General features: G+C 67.7%; 13 protein-coding genes. 12 read left to right on the forward strand and 1 reads right to left on the reverse strand.

All coding sequences use genetic code 11. The features are described from left to right. Window positions 1-203 precede the first annotated feature (203 nt). The 12 genes from ACVK00_RS26625 to ACVK00_RS26680 all read left to right on the forward strand — a co-directional run bounded on the left by ACVK00_RS26625 (window position 204) and on the right by ACVK00_RS26680 (window position 14,966). Window positions 204-1,787 (forward strand): ABC transporter substrate-binding protein, encoded by a 1,584-nt coding sequence (locus ACVK00_RS26625; protein WP_284894156.1) that lies wholly within the window; start codon window positions 204-206, stop codon window positions 1,785-1,787. A 79-nt stretch (window positions 1,788-1,866) separates the two neighbouring features. Next, on the forward strand, window positions 1,867-2,820 hold the full coding sequence (locus tag ACVK00_RS26630) for an ABC transporter permease (RefSeq protein WP_012372394.1): 954 nt from the start codon (window positions 1,867-1,869) through the stop codon (window positions 2,818-2,820). Window positions 2,821-2,850: 30 nt separating this feature from the next. After that, entirely contained in the window at window positions 2,851-3,807 is a 957-nt protein-coding gene (locus tag ACVK00_RS26635) for an ABC transporter permease (RefSeq protein WP_284894158.1), read from the forward strand. Further along, window positions 3,807-5,681 (forward strand): ABC transporter ATP-binding protein, encoded by a 1,875-nt coding sequence (locus tag ACVK00_RS26640; protein WP_228910147.1) that lies wholly within the window; start codon window positions 3,807-3,809, stop codon window positions 5,679-5,681. The genes ACVK00_RS26635 and ACVK00_RS26640 overlap by 1 nt, the downstream gene beginning before the upstream one ends. Before the next feature lie 198 nt (window positions 5,682-5,879). Then, on the forward strand, window positions 5,880-7,157 hold the full coding sequence (locus ACVK00_RS26645; protein ID WP_435521304.1) for an FAD-dependent oxidoreductase: 1,278 nt from the start codon (window positions 5,880-5,882) through the stop codon (window positions 7,155-7,157). A gap of 23 nt (window positions 7,158-7,180) precedes the next feature. Further along, window positions 7,181-7,612 carry a helix-turn-helix domain-containing protein gene (locus tag ACVK00_RS26650; protein WP_006749705.1) on the forward strand — a complete coding sequence of 144 codons (432 nt, stop codon included), beginning with the start codon at window positions 7,181-7,183 and terminating at the stop codon, window positions 7,610-7,612. A 120-nt stretch (window positions 7,613-7,732) separates the two neighbouring features. After that, on the forward strand, window positions 7,733-8,467 hold the full coding sequence (locus ACVK00_RS26655) for a cupin domain-containing protein (protein WP_284894161.1): 735 nt from the start codon (window positions 7,733-7,735) through the stop codon (window positions 8,465-8,467). Window positions 8,468-8,469: 2 nt separating this feature from the next. Further along, window positions 8,470-9,795 carry an NAD(P)/FAD-dependent oxidoreductase gene (locus ACVK00_RS26660; protein ID WP_284894162.1) on the forward strand — a complete coding sequence of 442 codons (1,326 nt, stop codon included), beginning with the start codon at window positions 8,470-8,472 and terminating at the stop codon, window positions 9,793-9,795. Between the two features lie 136 nt (window positions 9,796-9,931). Further along, window positions 9,932-11,209 (forward strand): NAD(P)/FAD-dependent oxidoreductase, encoded by a 1,278-nt coding sequence (locus ACVK00_RS26665; protein WP_284894163.1) that lies wholly within the window; start codon window positions 9,932-9,934, stop codon window positions 11,207-11,209. Beyond that, window positions 11,206-12,675: an aldehyde dehydrogenase family protein gene (locus ACVK00_RS26670; RefSeq protein ID WP_284894164.1), complete on the forward strand. Its 1,470-nt coding sequence runs from the start codon at window positions 11,206-11,208 to the stop codon at window positions 12,673-12,675. The genes ACVK00_RS26665 and ACVK00_RS26670 overlap by 4 nt, the downstream gene beginning before the upstream one ends. 31 nt (window positions 12,676-12,706) lie before the next feature. Further along, window positions 12,707-13,894: a M20 aminoacylase family protein gene (locus tag ACVK00_RS26675; protein ID WP_284894165.1), complete on the forward strand. Its 1,188-nt coding sequence runs from the start codon at window positions 12,707-12,709 to the stop codon at window positions 13,892-13,894. A 169-nt stretch (window positions 13,895-14,063) separates the two neighbouring features. After that, window positions 14,064-14,966 (forward strand): GNAT family N-acetyltransferase, encoded by a 903-nt coding sequence (locus tag ACVK00_RS26680; protein ID WP_284894166.1) that lies wholly within the window; start codon window positions 14,064-14,066, stop codon window positions 14,964-14,966. Between the two features lie 31 nt (window positions 14,967-14,997). On the opposite strand, the gene ACVK00_RS26685 is transcribed toward ACVK00_RS26680, so the two are convergent. After that, window positions 14,998-17,217: a LamG-like jellyroll fold domain-containing protein gene (locus ACVK00_RS26685; protein WP_354123351.1), complete on the reverse strand. Its 2,220-nt coding sequence runs from the start codon at window positions 17,215-17,217 to the stop codon at window positions 14,998-15,000. Between the last annotated feature and the right edge of the window lie 235 nt (window positions 17,218-17,452).

Genomic DNA, 17,452 nt, shown 5'->3' on the forward strand with positions numbered 1-17,452 from the left:
CAGCAATTCATGCTGCGCGGGCCGCTCAAAACGGTCGATTCGTATCGTGCGGGCGGCCCGAATCGCGACAAACCGCATTTTGGCGATGCTTAAATGAATTGCATGTGTACGACGTTGCGCCCGCCACCAGCAAGCGGGCGCGGCGGGATTCGAGAACCACGCTGGACCCAGGACCCCACTTTCCACAGTCAGGAGCAGTTCGGATGAGCGACGATATCGACAACGGCGGCAAGGGCGGCTTCACGCGCCGCGACATGATGAAGGTCATGGCGGCGAGCGGCATGATGGCCGCCGGCGCCGGCGGACTGCTGATGACCCCCGGCTCTGCATTCGCCGCGCCCGCGCCGAAGCGCGGCGGCAAGATCCGGGTCGCGAACGAAGCCGGCTCGACGGCCGATACGCTCGACCCGGCCAAGGGCTCGACGGGCGCGGACTACACGCGCTTCTTCATGTTCTACAGCGGCCTCACGCAGCTCGATGCGAGCCTGACGCCGCAGATGAACCTCGCCGAGTCGCTGCAGACGACCGATGCGAAGACGTGGATCATCAAGCTGCGCAAGGGCGTCACGTTCCACGACGGCAAGCCGGTCGGCCCGGCCGACGTGGTGTTTTCGCTGATGCGCCACAAGAACGCGGCCACCGCGTCGAAGGTCAAGACGCTTGCCGAACAGTTCGCGGACGCGAAGGCGAGCGGCCCGGACGAAGTCACGCTCACGCTCGCCAGCGCGAACGCGGACCTGCCGGTGATCCTCGCGACGCCGCAATTGGTGATCGTCAAGGACGGCACGACCGACTTCTCGACCGGCATCGGCTGCGGCCCGTACAAGCTGAAGTCGTTCAAGCCGGGCGTGTCGACCGTCGGCGTGCGCAACGACAGCTACTTCAAGCCGGGCAGGCCGTATCTCGACGAGATCGAACTGATCGGCATCAGCGACAGCGCCGCGCGCCTGAACGCGCTGCTGTCGGGCGACGTGCACCTGATCAACGCGATCGATCCGCGCTCGACGCAGCGGGTCTCGTCGACGCCGGGCTACGCGCTGAAGGAAACCAAGTCGGGTCTCTATACCGACCTGATCATGCGCAGCGACAACCCGATCGTCTCGAGTCCCGATTTCGTCGAAGGGATGAAGTACCTGTTCGATCGCGAGCAGCTCCGCACGGCGGTGTTCCGTGGCTACTCGGTGATCGGCAACGACCAGCCGATTCCGCCGGGGCACCGCTACTTCAACGCGTCGCTGCCGCAGCGGGCGCACGATCCGGACAAGGCGAAGTTCCTGTTGCAGAAGGCGGGCGCGCTCGGCGCCACGTTGCCGCCGATCTATGCGACGTCTGACGCGAACGGGTCGATCGAAATGGCCGTGCTGCTGCAGCAGGCCGGCCAGAAGATCGGGCTGAACCTGCAGGTCAACCGCGCGTCGCCCGACGGCTACTGGTCGAACCACTGGATGAAGCACCCGCTCACCTTCGGCAACATCAACCCGCGCTCGAGCGCCGACGTGCTGTTCACGCAGTTCTTCAAGTCGGATGCGCCGTGGAACGAGTCGGGCTGGAAGAACGCGAAGTTCGACCAGCTGCTGCTCGCCGCGCGTTCGGAAACCGACGACGCGAAGCGCAAGCAGATGTACGGCGACATGCAGGTGATCGTGGCGCAGCAGGGCCGGGTCGGCATTCCGGCGTTCATCAGCTTCCTCGACGGCTACGACAAGCGGCTCGCGGGCCTCGGCTCGATCCCCACCGGGCCGATGATGGGCTTCACGTTCGCCGAGAACGTGTGGTGGAACGCATGACGTTGTGGCTGGCCGCCGTCGCGCGGCCGGTGCGGACCACCGCGCCGGCCACGCGCGGTTTTTTCGGGAGTGCCGCTTCATGAACCGAATTCTCATCGGGCTGATCGGCCGGCGCATCGCGGTCACCGCGCTGACGCTGCTGATCGTGTCCGCGATCATCTTCACGATCACGAACCTGCTGCCGGGCGACGCCGCGCAGGCCGCGCTCGGCCAGTCGGCGACGCCGGAGACGGTCGCCGCGCTGCGCCAGCAGTTCGGTCTCGACATGCCGGCGCACGTGCGTTACCTGCACTGGCTCGGCGGGCTGCTGCACGGCGACTTCGGCCGATCGTTTTCCGGCGACATGCCGGTGTCGGAGCTGATCGGCGGGCGCCTGCCGAAGTCGCTCACGCTGGCGGCGATCACGACCGCGGTGTCGGTGCCGATCGCATTGCTGCTCGGGATCCTCGCGGCGGTCAAGCGCGAGTCGGCGATCGACCGCGTGATCAGCCTCGGCACGCTGTCGCTCGTCGCGACGCCGGAATTCCTGATCGCGACGGTCGCCGTGCTCGTGTTCGCGGTGAAGCTGCACTGGCTGTCCGCGCTGTCGTACAGCGGCCCGATCGAAAGCCTGCACGATTTCCTGCGTGCGTATGCGATGCCGGTGCTGACGCTGTGCGCGGTCGTGATCGCGCAGATGGCGCGGATGACGCGCGCCGCGGTGATCGAGCAACTGAGCGCGTCGTATGTCGAGATGGCCGTGTTGAAGGGCGCGAGCCCCGCGCGCGTCGTGCTGCGCCATGCGTTGCCGAACGCGATCGGCCCGATCGCCAATGCGATCGCGTTGAGCCTGTCGTATCTGCTCGGCGGCGTGATCGTCGTCGAGACGATCTTCAACTATCCGGGCCTCGCGAGCCTGATGGTCGACGCCGTCAGCAACCGCGATTTCCCGTTGGTTCAGGCCTGCACGCTGATCTTCTGCGTCGCTTACCTGACGCTGGTGCTGTTCGCCGACCTGTGCTCGATCGTGTCGAACCCGCGACTGCGCACCTGAGTGTTTCGTTTTCCTTCCGAGATGCCGCCCATGCAACCGACCGAACCCGTACAACGCAGCAGCGCGCTGCCGCCATCCGGCGACCCGCCCCTCGGGCGGGGCAGCATGCCGCCTGCCGCGCCCGCCCCCGACCAGCCGCGCAAGGGCCGCGCCGCGCGCATCGCCTTGACGACCGGCGGCCGCGTCGGCCTATCGATGGTCGGCCTGATGCTGTTCGTCGCGGTGTTCGGGCCGCTGATCGCGCCGCATGACGTCGGCGCGATCGTCACGCCGGACGTGTTCGCGTCGTTCAGTGCGAAGCTGCCGTTCGGCTCCGACTTCCTCGGCCGCGACATGCTGAGCCGGATCCTGTACGGCACGCGGCTGACCGTGCTGCTCGCGCTGGCCGCGGTGCTGCTCGCCGCGGTGACCGGCACGACGCTCGGGCTGCTCGCGACCGTGTCGGGCCGCGCGGTCGACGAGACGATGAGCCGGCTGCTCGACGCGCTCACGTCGATCCCGTCGAAGATGTTCGCGCTGATGTTCGTCGCCGCATTCGGCTCGTCGCTGCCGCTGCTGGTGCTGACCGCCGCGGTGAGCTACATGCCGGGCTCGTACCGGATCGCGCGCGCGCTGGCGGTCAACATCAGCACGCTCGAATTCGTGCAGGTGGCCAAGGCGCGCGGCGAAAGCGCGCTGTACATCGCGTGCGTCGAGATGCTGCCGAACATGATCCACCCGATGCTGGCGGACACCGGGCTGCGCTTCACGTTCGTCGTGCTGCTGCTGAGCGGCCTGAGCTTTCTCGGGCTTGGCGTGCAGCCGCCGTATGCGGACCTCGGCTCGCTCGTGCGCGAGAACATCGCCAGCCTCGGCGACGGCTCGGCCGTCGCGATCATGCCCGCGGTCGCGATCGCGATCCTGACGGTGGGCGTCAACCTGTTGATCGACGGCCTGCCGCATCGCGGCCGCCGCAAGGGCGCGGCCGCGGCCGCGGGAGAACGCTGATGCGAGATGAATCGACTCCGCTCGTGCAAGTGCGCGGGCTGCGCGTGGTCGGCGGCCGTCCGGGCGGCGTGGAAACGACGATCGTCCACGACGTCGACTTCGACGTCGGGCGCGGCGAGGTGCTCGCGCTGATCGGCGAGTCGGGCTCCGGCAAGACGACGATCGCGCTGTCGCTGATGGGCCATGCACGCGCCGGCTGCCGGATCGCCGGCGGCTCGGTGAAGCTCGGCGGCACGGACGTATGCACGCTGTCCGCGCAGGCGCTGACCGCCTTGCGCGGCCGCAAGGTCGCGTATATCGCGCAGAGCGCGGCCGCCGCGTTCAACCCGTCGCGCACGATTCTCGACCAGGTGATCGAGAGCGCGCTGATCCACAAGACGATGACGAAGCGCGATGCGCAGGCGAAGGCGGTCGAGCTGTTCCGCGCGCTCGCGCTGCCCGAGCCGGAGACGATCGGCAAGCGCTATCCGCACCAGGTGTCGGGCGGCCAGTTGCAGCGGCTGATGGCCGCGATGGCGCTGATCACCGATCCGGAGCTGGTGATCCTCGACGAGCCGACGACGGCGCTCGACGTGACCACGCAGATCGACGTGCTGCAGGCGTTCAAGAACGTGATCCGGCGCTACGGGATGAGTGCGGTGTACGTATCGCACGATCTGGCGGTGGTCGCGCAGATGGCCGACCGGATCGTCGTGTTGAGCGACGGCCAGATCCGCGAAGCGGGCGAGACCGAACAGATCCTGCATGCGCCGACGCACCCGTACACGCAGAGCCTGATCGCGGCGGTCACGCCGGGCGCGGTCGAACGCGATGCGAAATTCGCGCAGGCCGCGCCCGCGCCGCTGCTCGACGTGCGCGGCGCGATCGCCGGCTATGGCGGCCGGACCGCGAAAGGCTGGCCCGCGAAGGTGATCCTGCACGAAGTGGACCTGCGCATCGGGCGCGGGCAGACGGTCGGCGTGATCGGCGAATCGGGTTCCGGCAAGACGACGCTCGCGAAGGTGATCGCGGGCCTCGTGCCGGCGACGGGCGGGCAGATCCTGCTCGACGGCGAGCCGCTCGCGCTCGACATCGGCAAGCGCTCCAAGGAGCAGCACCGCCGCGTGCAGATCGTGTTCCAGAACGCCGATACCGCGCTCAACCCGGTGCATACCGTCGAGCGCACGCTGGCGCGGCCGCTCGCGTTCTATCACGGGATCAAGGGCGCGCGTGCGCGGCAGCGCGTCGCGGAACTGCTCGACCTCGTGCGGCTGCCGCAGGCGGTGGCCGCGCGGCGCACCGGCGAGCTGTCGGGCGGCCAGAAGCAGCGCGTGAACCTCGCGCGCGCGCTCGCCGCCGAGCCCGACTTGATCCTGTGCGACGAAGTCACGTCGGCGCTCGACACCGTGGTCGGCGCCGCGATCATGGACTTGCTGCGCGACCTGCAGGCGAAGCTCGGCGTGTCGTACGTGTTCATCACGCACGACATCGCGAAGGTGCGCGCGATCAGCGACGACATCGTCGTGCTGTATGCGGGCCGCCGCGTGGAGACGGGCAGCCGCGACGCGCTGTGCGCGCCGCCTTACCACCCGTATTCGCATCTGCTGGTGTCGTCCGCGCCGGAACTGCGCGCGGGCTGGCTCGACGATGCGGCCGAGCGTTGCCATCGGCCGCTGGTGCCGATCGGCGAGCGCGAGAACGAGGCCGAGCTGTGTCCGTTCCTGTCGCGCTGCGCGATGCGCGTGGACGGCGTGTGCAACCGGACGGCCCCGTCGCTGCGCACGCTCGGGAACGGCGCGCAGGTGCTGTGCCATCGCAGCGAGGAGGATCTCGCGCGCTTCCAGGCGGAGCCGGTGGAGGCCGGCGGAGCGCCGGTGCAGCCGGTGCGTCTGTAGCGCGCGACACGTCACGTGTTCATCGCGCATGCCGCGGCAGCCGGCGTTCCGCATAGTCTGCTGCGGCAGTCGCGCAAAACGGCAATTTGTACGCGTGCCGCGCGCGAATACGCGGCAACTGCGGTTTTTGACGGTGATTAAATGATTCTCATTGAACGGTCGCCGATCGTCGTTGCCGGAATGCTCGAGAAGGATCCGATGAAACTGGAATCGTACTGGCTGGATACCCGCCCCGCGTTTCGCGCCGGAAGCGTTGGCCCCGTCGAAGGGCGGGCCGACGTCGTGGTGATCGGCGGCGGCTTCACCGGATTGTCGGCGGCGCTCGCGCTCGCGCAGCGCGGCGTGTCGGTGGTCGTGCTCGAAGCCGCGCAGGTCGCGGGCGAAGCGTCCGGCCGCAACGGCGGCCAGTGCAATACGGGCGTCGCGCAGGACTACGCGTCGCTGGCCGCGCGCATCGGCGCCGCGCAGGCGAAGCAGTTCTATCGCGCGTACGAAAGCGCGGTGAAGAGCGTCGAGACGATCGTGACCGAACAGGCGATCGATTGCGATTTCCGGCGCGCCGGCAAGCTGAAGCTCGCCGCGAAACCGCAGCATTTCGCGGGGCTTGAAAAGACCTTCAACGCGTTGCGGCGCGACGTCGATCCGGACATCGAGCTGATCGACCCGTCGCACATCCGCGACGAAGTCGGCTCCGACGGTTTCTACGGTGGACTCCTGCAGCGCAACGGCGCACAGATGCACATGGGCAAGTTCGGCGTCGGGCTCGCGCAAGCGGCCGTGCGGGCCGGCGCACGCGTGTACGAGCACGCGGCCGTCACGCAGCTCGACCGGCTCGACGGCGAGCGCCACACGATCACCTGCGCTCGCGGCACGATCGTCGCCGACCGCGTGCTGGTCGCGACCGGCGCATCGCAGCACGGGCCGTTCGCGTGGTTCAGGCGACGCATCGCGCCGGTCGGCAGCTTCATCGTCGTCACCGAGCCGCTGCCCGACGCGCAGTTGAACCGGCTGTTTCCGCATCGCCGCGCATACGTGACGTCGCGCCAGATCGGCAACTACTTCCGCGTGACGCCCGACAACCGGCTGCTGTTCGGCGGCCGCGCGCGCTTCGCGATGTCGAGCCCGCGCTCCGACGCGAAGAGCGGCGACGTCCTGCGTGCCGGCATGGCCGGCTATTTCCCGGAACTGGCCGGCGTGCGGCTCGACTACTGCTGGGGCGGCCTCGTCGACATCACCGCCGACCGGCTGCCGCGCGCGGGCCAGCACGACGGGCTCTATTACTCGATGGGCTACAGCGGCCACGGCGTGCAGATGTCGGTGCACATGGGCCGCGTGATGGCCGACGTGCTGTATGGCGCGGCCGCGTCGAACCCGTGGCGCGAGCTCGAATGGCCGGCGATACCGGGCCATTTCGGGCACGCGTGGTTCTTGCCGCTCGTCGGCGCGTATTACCGGATGCAGGATTTCCTGCATTGAAGCGAGCGCCGGGAGAATTCGACATGACAGTGCAATTCGTTGGCTCGCCGCGTGTCGCGCGGCCGGTCTCGCCGGCGATCGGCGACGTGCTGCGCACGATCGACGCATCGTTCGCGCAGCCGCTGAACCTCGATACGCTCGCGGCGGTGGCCGGGTTGAGCGTGTCGCGTTTCACCGCGCGTTTTCGCAGCGAAACCGGGCTGTCGCCGCACCGGTATCTGTGTCTCGTGCGGATACGGCGGGCGCAGGACCTGTTGCGCGCCGGTCTCGCGCCGTCGGTCGTCGCGACCGACGTCGGCTTCTTCGATCAGAGCCATCTGTGCCGGCATTTCCGGCGCGTGCTCGGGATCACGCCGCGCGATTACGTGGTCGCCCGCACGGGCGGCGCGCCGGTGCGAGCGCCATCGACGCGCATGCGCAGCGAACGCCGCGATGCGTCGTGTCACGCGGCGTAAGCACAGGCATGGACGACATGCCCCGCTGAGGATGTCCGGCAGGAGAGCCGGCGAACGACGATTTCCGATATCGCGTGACGGCTTTTGAACCAGTCCGCCGCGCACTGCACAGGAGCAGAAATGACCGCAGTTTTCGTGTTGCACCGGGCCGACGGCGCACCGTCTTCCACCGCGTTCCGCAAGCAGGCGTTCGGCGCGAGCGATCCGTTCGCGTCGCATCGCGAGATTGCGTGGGAAGGCCCCGACGCGATGGCCGCGGGGCGGATCGTTTTCGTCGGCGAACTGGACGTGCCGAGCTTTCCGCACATCGAAACCGTCGTCGTCGTCCAAGGCGAGCTGACGCTCGAAGCGGCCGGGGCCGCGCCGCTGGTGCTCGGCCCGGGGCAAGGCGCCGTCATCGGCGGCGGCACCGCACTGCGCATCGCCGCGCAATCGCCGGTGCTGCTGATGTTCTGCGCGGCAGCGTGCGCGCAACCGACGAAACGCGGCCTCTTCGAGCTCTACGCCGACGCGGACTTCAAGCCGTCCGCCACGCTGCCGGCCGAGGTGCTGCTCGGCCCTGCGCCGCAATGCCGCAGCGACAACGTGTTCACAGACGACGGCGCCGGGTACTGCGCGGGCACGTGGGATTCGACGCCGTATCACCGGATCGTCCGGCCGCATCGTGCGAACGAGTTCATGTTCCTGCTGGACGGCGGCGTCCGGTTCGCGGCGCCCGACGGCAGCGTGCAGTCGCTCGGTACCGGCGACGCGCTGTTCGTGCCGCGCGGCGCGTCGATCGGGTGGGAAAGCAGCGAACGCGTGGCGAAGTTCTACGTGATGCAGAACGTCAAACCCTCCACCGAACGAGACTGAGCATGTCCCCTCCGCTGCGCCATATCGAAACCTTGTCCACGCCGCCGGCCGCGGCCGACGTCGTCGTGATCGGCGGCGGCATCATCGGCGTCTTCACCGCCTACTATCTGGCCCGCCGCGGCATATCGGTCGCGCTCGTCGAGAAGGGCCGCATCGGCGCCGAACAGTCGAGCCGCAACTGGGGCTGGTGCCGCCAGCAAAACCGCGATGCGCGCGAGTTGCCGATGGCGAGCAAGAGCATCGATCTGTGGGAACGATTCGCGGCCGAATCCGGCGAAGACACGGGCTTTCATCGCTGCGGGCTGCTGTATCTCAGCAATGACGAGGCCGAGCTGTCCCGCTGGGCCAGCTGGGGCGAATTCGCGAAGACCGCGGGCGTGACCACGTACATGCTCGACAGCAAGCAGGCCGGCGAGCGCGGACGGGCAACCGGGCGGCAGTGGAAGGGCGGCGTGTTCTCGCCGACCGACGGCACGGCCGATCCAGGCAAGGCCGCGCCGGCCGTGGCCGCCGCGCTGATCAAGCTGGGCGGCAGTGTCCACCAGCACTGCGCGGCGCGCGGCATCGAACTCGAAGGCGGCCGGGTCGCGGGCGTCGTCACCGAGGCGGGCGTCATCAAGACACGAACGGTCGTGATGGCCGGCGGTGCATGGGCGTCGTCGTTCTGCCGCCAGCTCGGCATCCGGTTTCCGCAAGCGTCGATCCGTCAGTCGATCCTGAGCGTGTCGCCGGTCGAAACGCCGTTGCCGGATGCGATGTACACGTCCGGCGTGTCCATCACGCGCCGCAGCGACGGACGCTACGCATTGGCGATCAGCGGCCGCGCGCGCGTGGACCTGACGCCGCAGTTCCTGCGCTTCGCGCCGCAATTCGTGCCGATGTTCGCGAAACGCTGGCGCAATCTGCTGCCGGGCGGCCTCGAAGGCGTGCGCGGCGGCCACGAAACGTTGAAGCGCTGGCGCCTCGACGCGCCGACGCCGATGGAAGCCGTGCGCATTCTCGATCCGAAGCCCGACATGCCGACGGTCGCCGAAACGTACCGCCGCGCGGCCGAACTGTTGCCCGAACTGCGCGAAGCGAAGATCACGCACGCGTGGGCCGGGTTCGTCGACAGCACGCCGGACGGCGTGCCGGGCATCGGCGAAGTGCCGGGCGTGCCGGGGCTGATCCTCGCGGCGGGGTTTTCGGGTCACGGCTTCGGGATTGGCCCGGGCGCCGGGCACCTGATCGCCGATCTCGCGTCTGGTGCGCAACCTTTCGTGGACCCGGCGCCGTACCGGCCCGGCCGGTTCAGCGAGTCCGCATGGGGCAAGGTCGCGGATTTCTAATGCAGGACCGTCGCGCTGACGCGGGGGCAGCCTGGACGAGGCGCGCCGATCCGGATCGCGGGCAAGCGGCCGGATCGGCGCGGCGAACGTTGGTCGGTCTGGCAGCACGGTGCGGTGGACAGCTTGGGAGTGCCTGATGCGTTTCAGTTCCTACTGGCTCGATACGTCGGAGCCATTCGCGAGCAGCTCGCCGGCGTTGCCCGACGGAAGTTGCGACGTGGTGGTGGTGGGCGGCGGCATCACCGGTTCGGCCGCCGCACTGGCGCTGGCCAGGAAAGGCGCGCGCGTGATCGTCTGCGAGGCGGGCACCGTCGGGCAGGCGGCATCGGGACGCAACGGCGGCATGTGCAACAACGGCTTCGCGCAGGATTACGCGTCGCTGTCGCAGCGCCTCGGCACGGAACTGGCCAACCGGCTCTATCTCGCGTTCGACGCGGGCGTCGACACGGTCGAGCGGCTGGTCAGGGAGGAGTCGATCGATTGCGATTTCGTGCGCCGCGGCAAGCTGAAGCTCGCGGCGAAGCCCGAGCACTACGACAAGCTCGCGCGAAGTCAGGCCCTGCTCGCGGCGAGCGTCGACCCCGACACGCGCCTGGTCACGAAGGCGGAGCTGCGCGACGAGATCGGCTCGAACCGATATCACGGCGGGCTGCTGTTCGGCAAGAGCGCCGGGATGCATGTTGGCCGTTATGTGCGCGGCCTCGCGCGCGCCGCGCAAGCCCGCGGCGCGCATATTCTCGAGCATGCGCCGGTGCTCGGCCTGAAGCGGCAAGCGGGCGGCGCGTACGCGGTGCAAACACCGCTCGGCGAGATCCGCGCGCGCCAGGTGCTGCTCGCGAGCGGCATTTCGCAGGTCGGGCCGTTCGGCTGGATCCGGCGCAGGATCGTGCCGGTCGGCGCGTTCATCATCGTCACCGAGCCGTTGCCGAACGACCTGCTCGACCGCTTGCTGCCGACGCGCCGGATGGTCACCGACACGAAGAACTTCGTGAATTTCTTTCGCGTCACGCCCGACAACCGGATGCTGTTCGGCGGGCGTGCGCGTTTTGCCGCGTCGAATCCGCGCTCCGACGAAAAGAGCGGGCTGATCCTGCGACAGCAGATGGCCGCCGTGTTTCCCGAGCTGGCCGACGTACACATCGACTATTGCTGGGGCGGGATGGTCGACATGACGGCCAACCGCCTGCCGCGCGCCGGCGAGCGCGACGGCGTTTACTACTCGATGGGTTATAGCGGCCACGGCACGCACATGGCCACGCTGATGGGCACGTTGATGGCCGAGATCATGGACGGACGCGCCGATCTCAATCCGTGGAAAGGTTTCGACTGGCCCGCGATTCCGGGTCACTTCGGCAAACCCTGGTTTCTGCCGTTCGTCGGCGCATGGTATCGACTCAAGGACACGCTCCAATGAATTCACTCGTCAATTCACCCGTTCGTCACCTGTTGGAAGCCGGCAGGCTCGATCGCTTCTTCATCGACGGCGACTGGGTTTTACCCGACGGCGGCGACCGCTTCGCGGTCGTCTGCCCGTCCACCGAAGACACGCTGTGCGAGATTCCGCTCGGCACCGCACGCGACGCCGACCGCGCGGTGCAGGCCGCGCGCCGCGCGTTCGAACGCTGGGCCGCGACCTCGCCGCAACAACGCGCCGCGCTGCTCGACCGCGTGCATGGGTTGATGCTGGAGCGCGCGGAATGGTTCGCCACGGCGCTTGCGCTGGAAATGGGCGCGCCGATCGGTTATGCGCGCGGCGCCCATGTGCCGCTCGCGGCCGAGCATATCCGGGTTGCGCGCGACAATCTGGCCCGCTACCCGTTCGTCACGCGGCGCGGGACGACCGCGGTCGTACGCGAGCCGATCGGCGTATGCGCGCTGATCACGCCGTGGAACTGGCCGATCTATCAGATCACCGCGAAGGTCGGCCCGGCGCTCGCCGCAGGCTGCACGGTGGTGCTGAAACCCAGCGAGCTGTCGCCGCTCAGCGCGCTGCTGTTCGCGGAAGTGATCGCCGATGCGGGCGTGCCCGCGGGCGTGTTCAACCTGGTGAGCGGCAGCGGCGAGGCGGTGGGCGCCGCGCTGTCGTCGCACCCCGAAGTCGACATGGTGTCGATTACCGGGTCGACGCGCGCGGGCGTGCTCGTGGCGCAGGCGGCGGCACCGACCGTCAAGCGCGTCGCGCAGGAGCTGGGCGGCAAATCGCCGAACATCGTGTTGCCGGACGCGGACCTGCAGCAGGCCATCGGGCCGGGCGTGGCCGCCGCGTTTCGCAACATGGGGCAATCGTGCAGCGCACCGACCCGCATGATCGTGCCGCGCGACGTGCTCGGCGCGGTCGAGGAACTGGCCGTCGCGGCAGCGCAGCGGCTGATCGTCGGCGATCCGTTCGACGACGCGACGACGCACGGCCCGCTCGCCAATCGCGCGCAGTTCGGTCGCGTCGCGCAGATGATCGACGCGGGCATCGACGAACGGGCGAAGCTGATCGCCGGCGGCCCCGGACGGCCCGCGGGATTCGACCGCGGCTTCTATGCGCGGCCGACGATCTTTTCCGACGTTCGCACCGACATGGCGATCGCGCAGCAGGAGATCTTCGGTCCGGTCCTGGCGATCCTTCCTTACGATACGGTCGACGAAGCCGTCGCGATTGCGAACGACACCGTCTATGGGCTCGGCGCGCATGTGCAGGGCGCCGACAAGGAACGCGCACGCGCGGTGGCCGCGCGCATCCGGTCGGGGCAGGTGCATCTGAACTACCCGGCATGGGATCCGCAGGCGCCGTTCGGCGGCTACAAGCAGTCGGGCAACGGTCGCGAGTACGGGATCGAAGGGATGGAGGAGTATATGGAGATCAAGTCCGTCGTGGGCTTTTACGACTGACCCAGCCGTCTACTTTTCGAAGGTGCCGAAATTGGAAAACCCCGTGATTCCCGACACGTCGCTGCAAGCGCATCACGCGCACTGGGCGAAGCTGCGCCGCGACCTGCATGCGCATCCCGAGCTGCGATTCGAAGAACACCGGACGGCCGACGTCGTCGCCCGCGAGCTCGAAGCGCTCGGCTATGCGGTGTCGCGCGGGCTCGGCGGCACGGGCGTCGTGGCGAGCCTGCCCGGCGCGGATCCGGGCCGCGGCATCGTGCTGCGCGCCGATCTGGATGCGTTGCCGATCCACGAAGCCAACGACTTCGCGCATGCGTCGTGCACGCACGGGATCATGCATGCGTGCGGCCATGACGGCCATACCGTGATGTTGCTCGGCGCCGCGCGCGTGCTGAAAGCGTTGCCGCAGCTGCCGGGCACCGTCCATTTCGTATTTCAACCGGGGGAAGAGGGCGGCGCGGGCGCGCGCAAGATGATCGATGACGGGCTGTTTGAGCGATACCCGACGGAGGCGGTATTCGGCATGCACAACTGGCCCGGTTTGCCGGCCGGGCATTTCGGCTTGCGCACCGGCCCGATCATGGCCGCCGGCTCGCGGTTCAGGATCACGATCACCGGCAAGGGCGCGCATGCGGCGCAGCCGCACCTGGGCATCGATCCCGTTCCGCTCGCGTGCTCGATGGTGCTGCAGTGCCAGACGATCGCCGCGCGGCACAAGGATCCCGTCGACCCGGCGGTGATTTCCGTCTGCATGTTCCATGCGGGCACGACGGACAACGTCATTCCGGACACGGCCGAGCTGCGCGGCACGATCCGCACGCTGTCGTCGGCCTTGCAGCAACAGCTGCAGCGCGACATCCGGCTCATGTGCGAAGGGCTGGCGGCGGCTTATGGCGCGCAGGTCGACGTCGAATTCTTTCAGTACTACCCGGCAACGGTCAACACGCCGGTCGAGACGGCACTGTGCGAAGCGGTGATTCGCGACACGTTCGGCGACGAACGCCTGTACCGCGACGTGCCGCCGAACATGACGTCCGAAGACTTCGGCTTCATGCTGGAGGAGCGCCCCGGCGCGTACGTGCTGATCGGCAATGCGCCGGTCGGTTCGGCGTCGCCGGCGCTGCATCACCCGAAATACGATTTCAACGACGACATCATTCCGGCTGGCGTCCGGTACTGGGTGGCCCTCGCACAGCATTATTTCGCGCGATTCCCGTGACGCTGTGCGTGACGCCGACCCGGTCGGCAGTCGAGCCGCATCGAATGGTCATGCGCGTGCTTGGCATTAAGTTTTGATTAATGGTGAATTTATAGATCGTTAGGCACAGGAAAATCATTCCTTCCTATAGTTGGGTTGTGAAACTGCGCCATTTCGAAGGATGACTTTGATGAACGACGAACACGTAATGAACGCTTCCGGCGCCGCGACGGCGCTGCACTACCGCAGGTTTACCGCGGCCGACGTACCTGCGGCCCACGCCCTCTCCATGGCGCTTCGCTGGCCGTTCAGGGCGGAAGACTGGCAGTTTTCCGCGGACACCTCGATCGCGTTCGCGGCCGAGGAAAACGGGGTGGTCATCGGTACGGCGATGTGCTGGAAGTACGGTGCGGACCGTGCTGCTATCGGACACGTGATCGTGTCGTCCGAGCATCAGGGCCGAGGGATCGGCCGCGCGCTGATGGAGATCCTCCTCGACGAACTCGGATCGCGCATCGTGTTCCTGCATGCGACACCAGCCGGCCAGCCGCTCTACGAAAAGCTCGGTTTCAACGTGTGCGGATCGCTGGATCAATATCAAGGAAACGTGAGTCAGCCCGCAGCGGTTGCGCTACCCGACGGCGCTCGACTGCGGGCGGGCACATCTGCGGACCTGAGCCGCTTCGTCGAGCTGGACGCGCGTGCTTCCGGCTTCGAGCGCGACGCGCTGATGTCGGCGTTGATGAAGCGGGGCGAAAGCGTCGTGCTCGAGCAGGATGGCGAGATCGCCGGATTTTCAGTGCTGCGCCGCTTCGGTCGCGGTTACGTGATCGGCCCGGTCGTCGCACGGCGTTCGAGCGACGATGCGCAGGCGAAGGCGCTGATCAGTCACTGGCTGAGCACGCGGGAGAATGAATTCATTCGCATCGACGTACCGTCGGGAACGAGTTTGCCGGACTGGCTCGACGCCCAGGGATTGAAACGCGTCGACACCTGCTCGAAGATGGTTCGCAACGCGCCTGCCGACGCGCACCGCGGCGCGACCGATCCGGTATTCCGACAGTACGGTTTGATCAGTCAGGCGATGTTGTAAGCGCCGGCCGCGCGGCCGGCGGCAGCGGGCATCACGCTCCCTGCGCGAGCGCCTTCACCTGTTCGGCCGTCATCGCCCCGCGATAAATGCGGAATTCGTCGATCAGGCCGTTGAAGAACGGATCGCCCGGATACTGCGAACGTCCGATCCAGTTCTGCGCGGTTTTCCCGATGCGCCAGGGCGCGAAGATGACGTCGTTCGCCGAGCCGATCGCATCGCCGTTCAGATAGAGCGTCGCGGTGTCGGCCGCCAGCGTGACGGCGACGTGCGCCCATTGTCCCGCCGGCAGTGCCGCGTTGCCGTCGATCGTGCGCTCGCCATGGCCGCCATTGGTGGTGATCGCGAAGCGCATCGTGCCGCCGTGGCTCTTCGGCGTGACGAACAGATAGCGGCCGGTGCCCGAACCGAAATCGAAGAGGCGCGCCCACGTCTGGCCGCCTCGCCAGTTGACCCACGCCGCGATCGTGACATCCGACACGTCCGCGACGATGTCGTTCGGCAACGCGACGTAGCCGGTCGAGCCGTCGAGCGACACCGCATTGCCCGTTTTGCCGGGCCCGCGCGATGCGCCGCCAACCAGCGTGCCCCCATGACCGTTGCCGCTCGCGTCCGCCGCACTCGTGCCGCCGGTCTCGTCGAACGTCAGCAGCGTATGCAGTTGCAGGGCCGTCGACGCGGCGACTTCCGCCGAATTCGCGGATTCGCCCGATGCCGTGCGCGCACTGATCACGTAGTACCAGGTGCCCGCGGCCGGGTTGTCGGTGTACGTCAACGGATCGACGATGCCGGTCGCGATGGTCGTATACGGACCGCCCGCAGTGGCGGCACGCTTCACGTCGTAGCTGGCCGCGTTTGAGATTCCCCACCACGACAGCACGACGTGCCCGGCGGCCGGCCACGCGGTCAGCCCGCTCGGTGCGGTTGCGGGTGCAACGGGATCGCGCGTGCACGTCAGCGTGCCGTAGCCGAGCTGGTCGTAGCCGCCGCTCGTTTCGCCGTAGTTGCCGCCGCCGCCTTCGGGCTGGATCGCGCGCGCAAACTTCTCGGACCACGGTGCGGCGAGTCCCCTGCGGTTCACGTAATGGTTATAGACGAGCGCCCAGCACGGACGAATCACGCCTTGGCTGCCGGTCGAGAATTGCGCTTGCGTGACGTCGACGTTGGCGTAGCGCGCGTACGGCACCGTCGGGAACGTCCCGTCCGGCTGCACGAGATTCGCTTTTGCAACGTATTCGGCGCCCGCGAGGAAGCGGTTGTTGTCGTGGCCGTACAGGTCGATGCCCTGGTTCCACGCCATTTCGCAGATCGCGCCGGCGAGCGCGATGCCGAGCGTGTTGTGCCCCTGGTCGCGGCCCGATTCCTGCCATTGGCCCAGGTGGCCGGGATGCAGGTAATAGACGGCCTGCGCGATCGCGCCGTTGCCCGCGCCGTCGATGAAATAGTTGACGGCTTCGTCGAACTTCGCGTGGTCGTCGCACAGCACGCCGATCGCCATGATCGACGCGATGTTGCACAGATCCCAGTTCGCCCAGTAGTGCGTGATGTCCGTGTTGTTGTGGCGGTTCAGGAAGTCGGCGTTGATCGGGTAGAACTTGTCGGCCATCATCGCGCGGAACGCGGCGAAGTCGGCCGCGGCCCAGCCGGGATACGTGCGCATGATTTCGCCGGCGTTCGCGAATTCGTACCCGTAGAGGCCGGCGGCCAGATCGACGTTCGAGTCGCCCGCGAGGTTCTGCAGCGTCGACGACCATTCGTTAATGATCTGCACGGCCTTGTCCGCATACGCTTTGTTACCCGAGACCTTCCAGCGCAGCGCGCACGCGTAGGCGGCCGCGATGTCCTTGTACAGCACCGGATAGTTTTGCGCGCCGGTGCCGCCGCGCGTGACGACGGCTTGCGGGCGTGGCGACCACGTCAACTGCGCATGGCTGTTGGCAATCAGCGTGTTCCAGCCGTCGCGCCACGGCGACGCGGCTGCCGCGACCTTCTGCGCGATCCGGTCGAAATCGGCCTGCGTGTGCAGCAACCCCGGATGGGCGAACGCCGTACGGGTCGTGACGGCGGTGGTGCCCGTCGCCACGCGCGCGAGCGCACGGTTGCCGGCCGCCGCTGCCGCACTCGTGACGCCGCGGACGCTCTCGCTTGCGCCGGAGCCGTTGCATGCCGACAGCGCGAGCGCTCCGACGCTGTAAAGGAAGGTGCGCCGGGAAACGCGCGCGCCCGATTCAAGCAGGAGAGGGGTGTCGTGCATGTCGCGTTGGTTCCTTGACGAGTTTCACGGAAGGCAAGCGATGTCGCGCGGTGACGGAAGGGCACGCGGCGAAATCAGTCATCGCATGACGACGCGGATTGTAACGGAATGGCGGGCGATGAGGACCACGAATGGGTGGCGTCGTGCCAAATTTTTCGATAGCCGATTATCACGCTCCAGTTGATTAACATGCTAAGAAAGCGGAAAAAAATGGCGATTGATACGTTTGCGAGAT

The sequence above is a fragment of the Burkholderia sp. PvR073 genome (assembly GCF_054055695.1).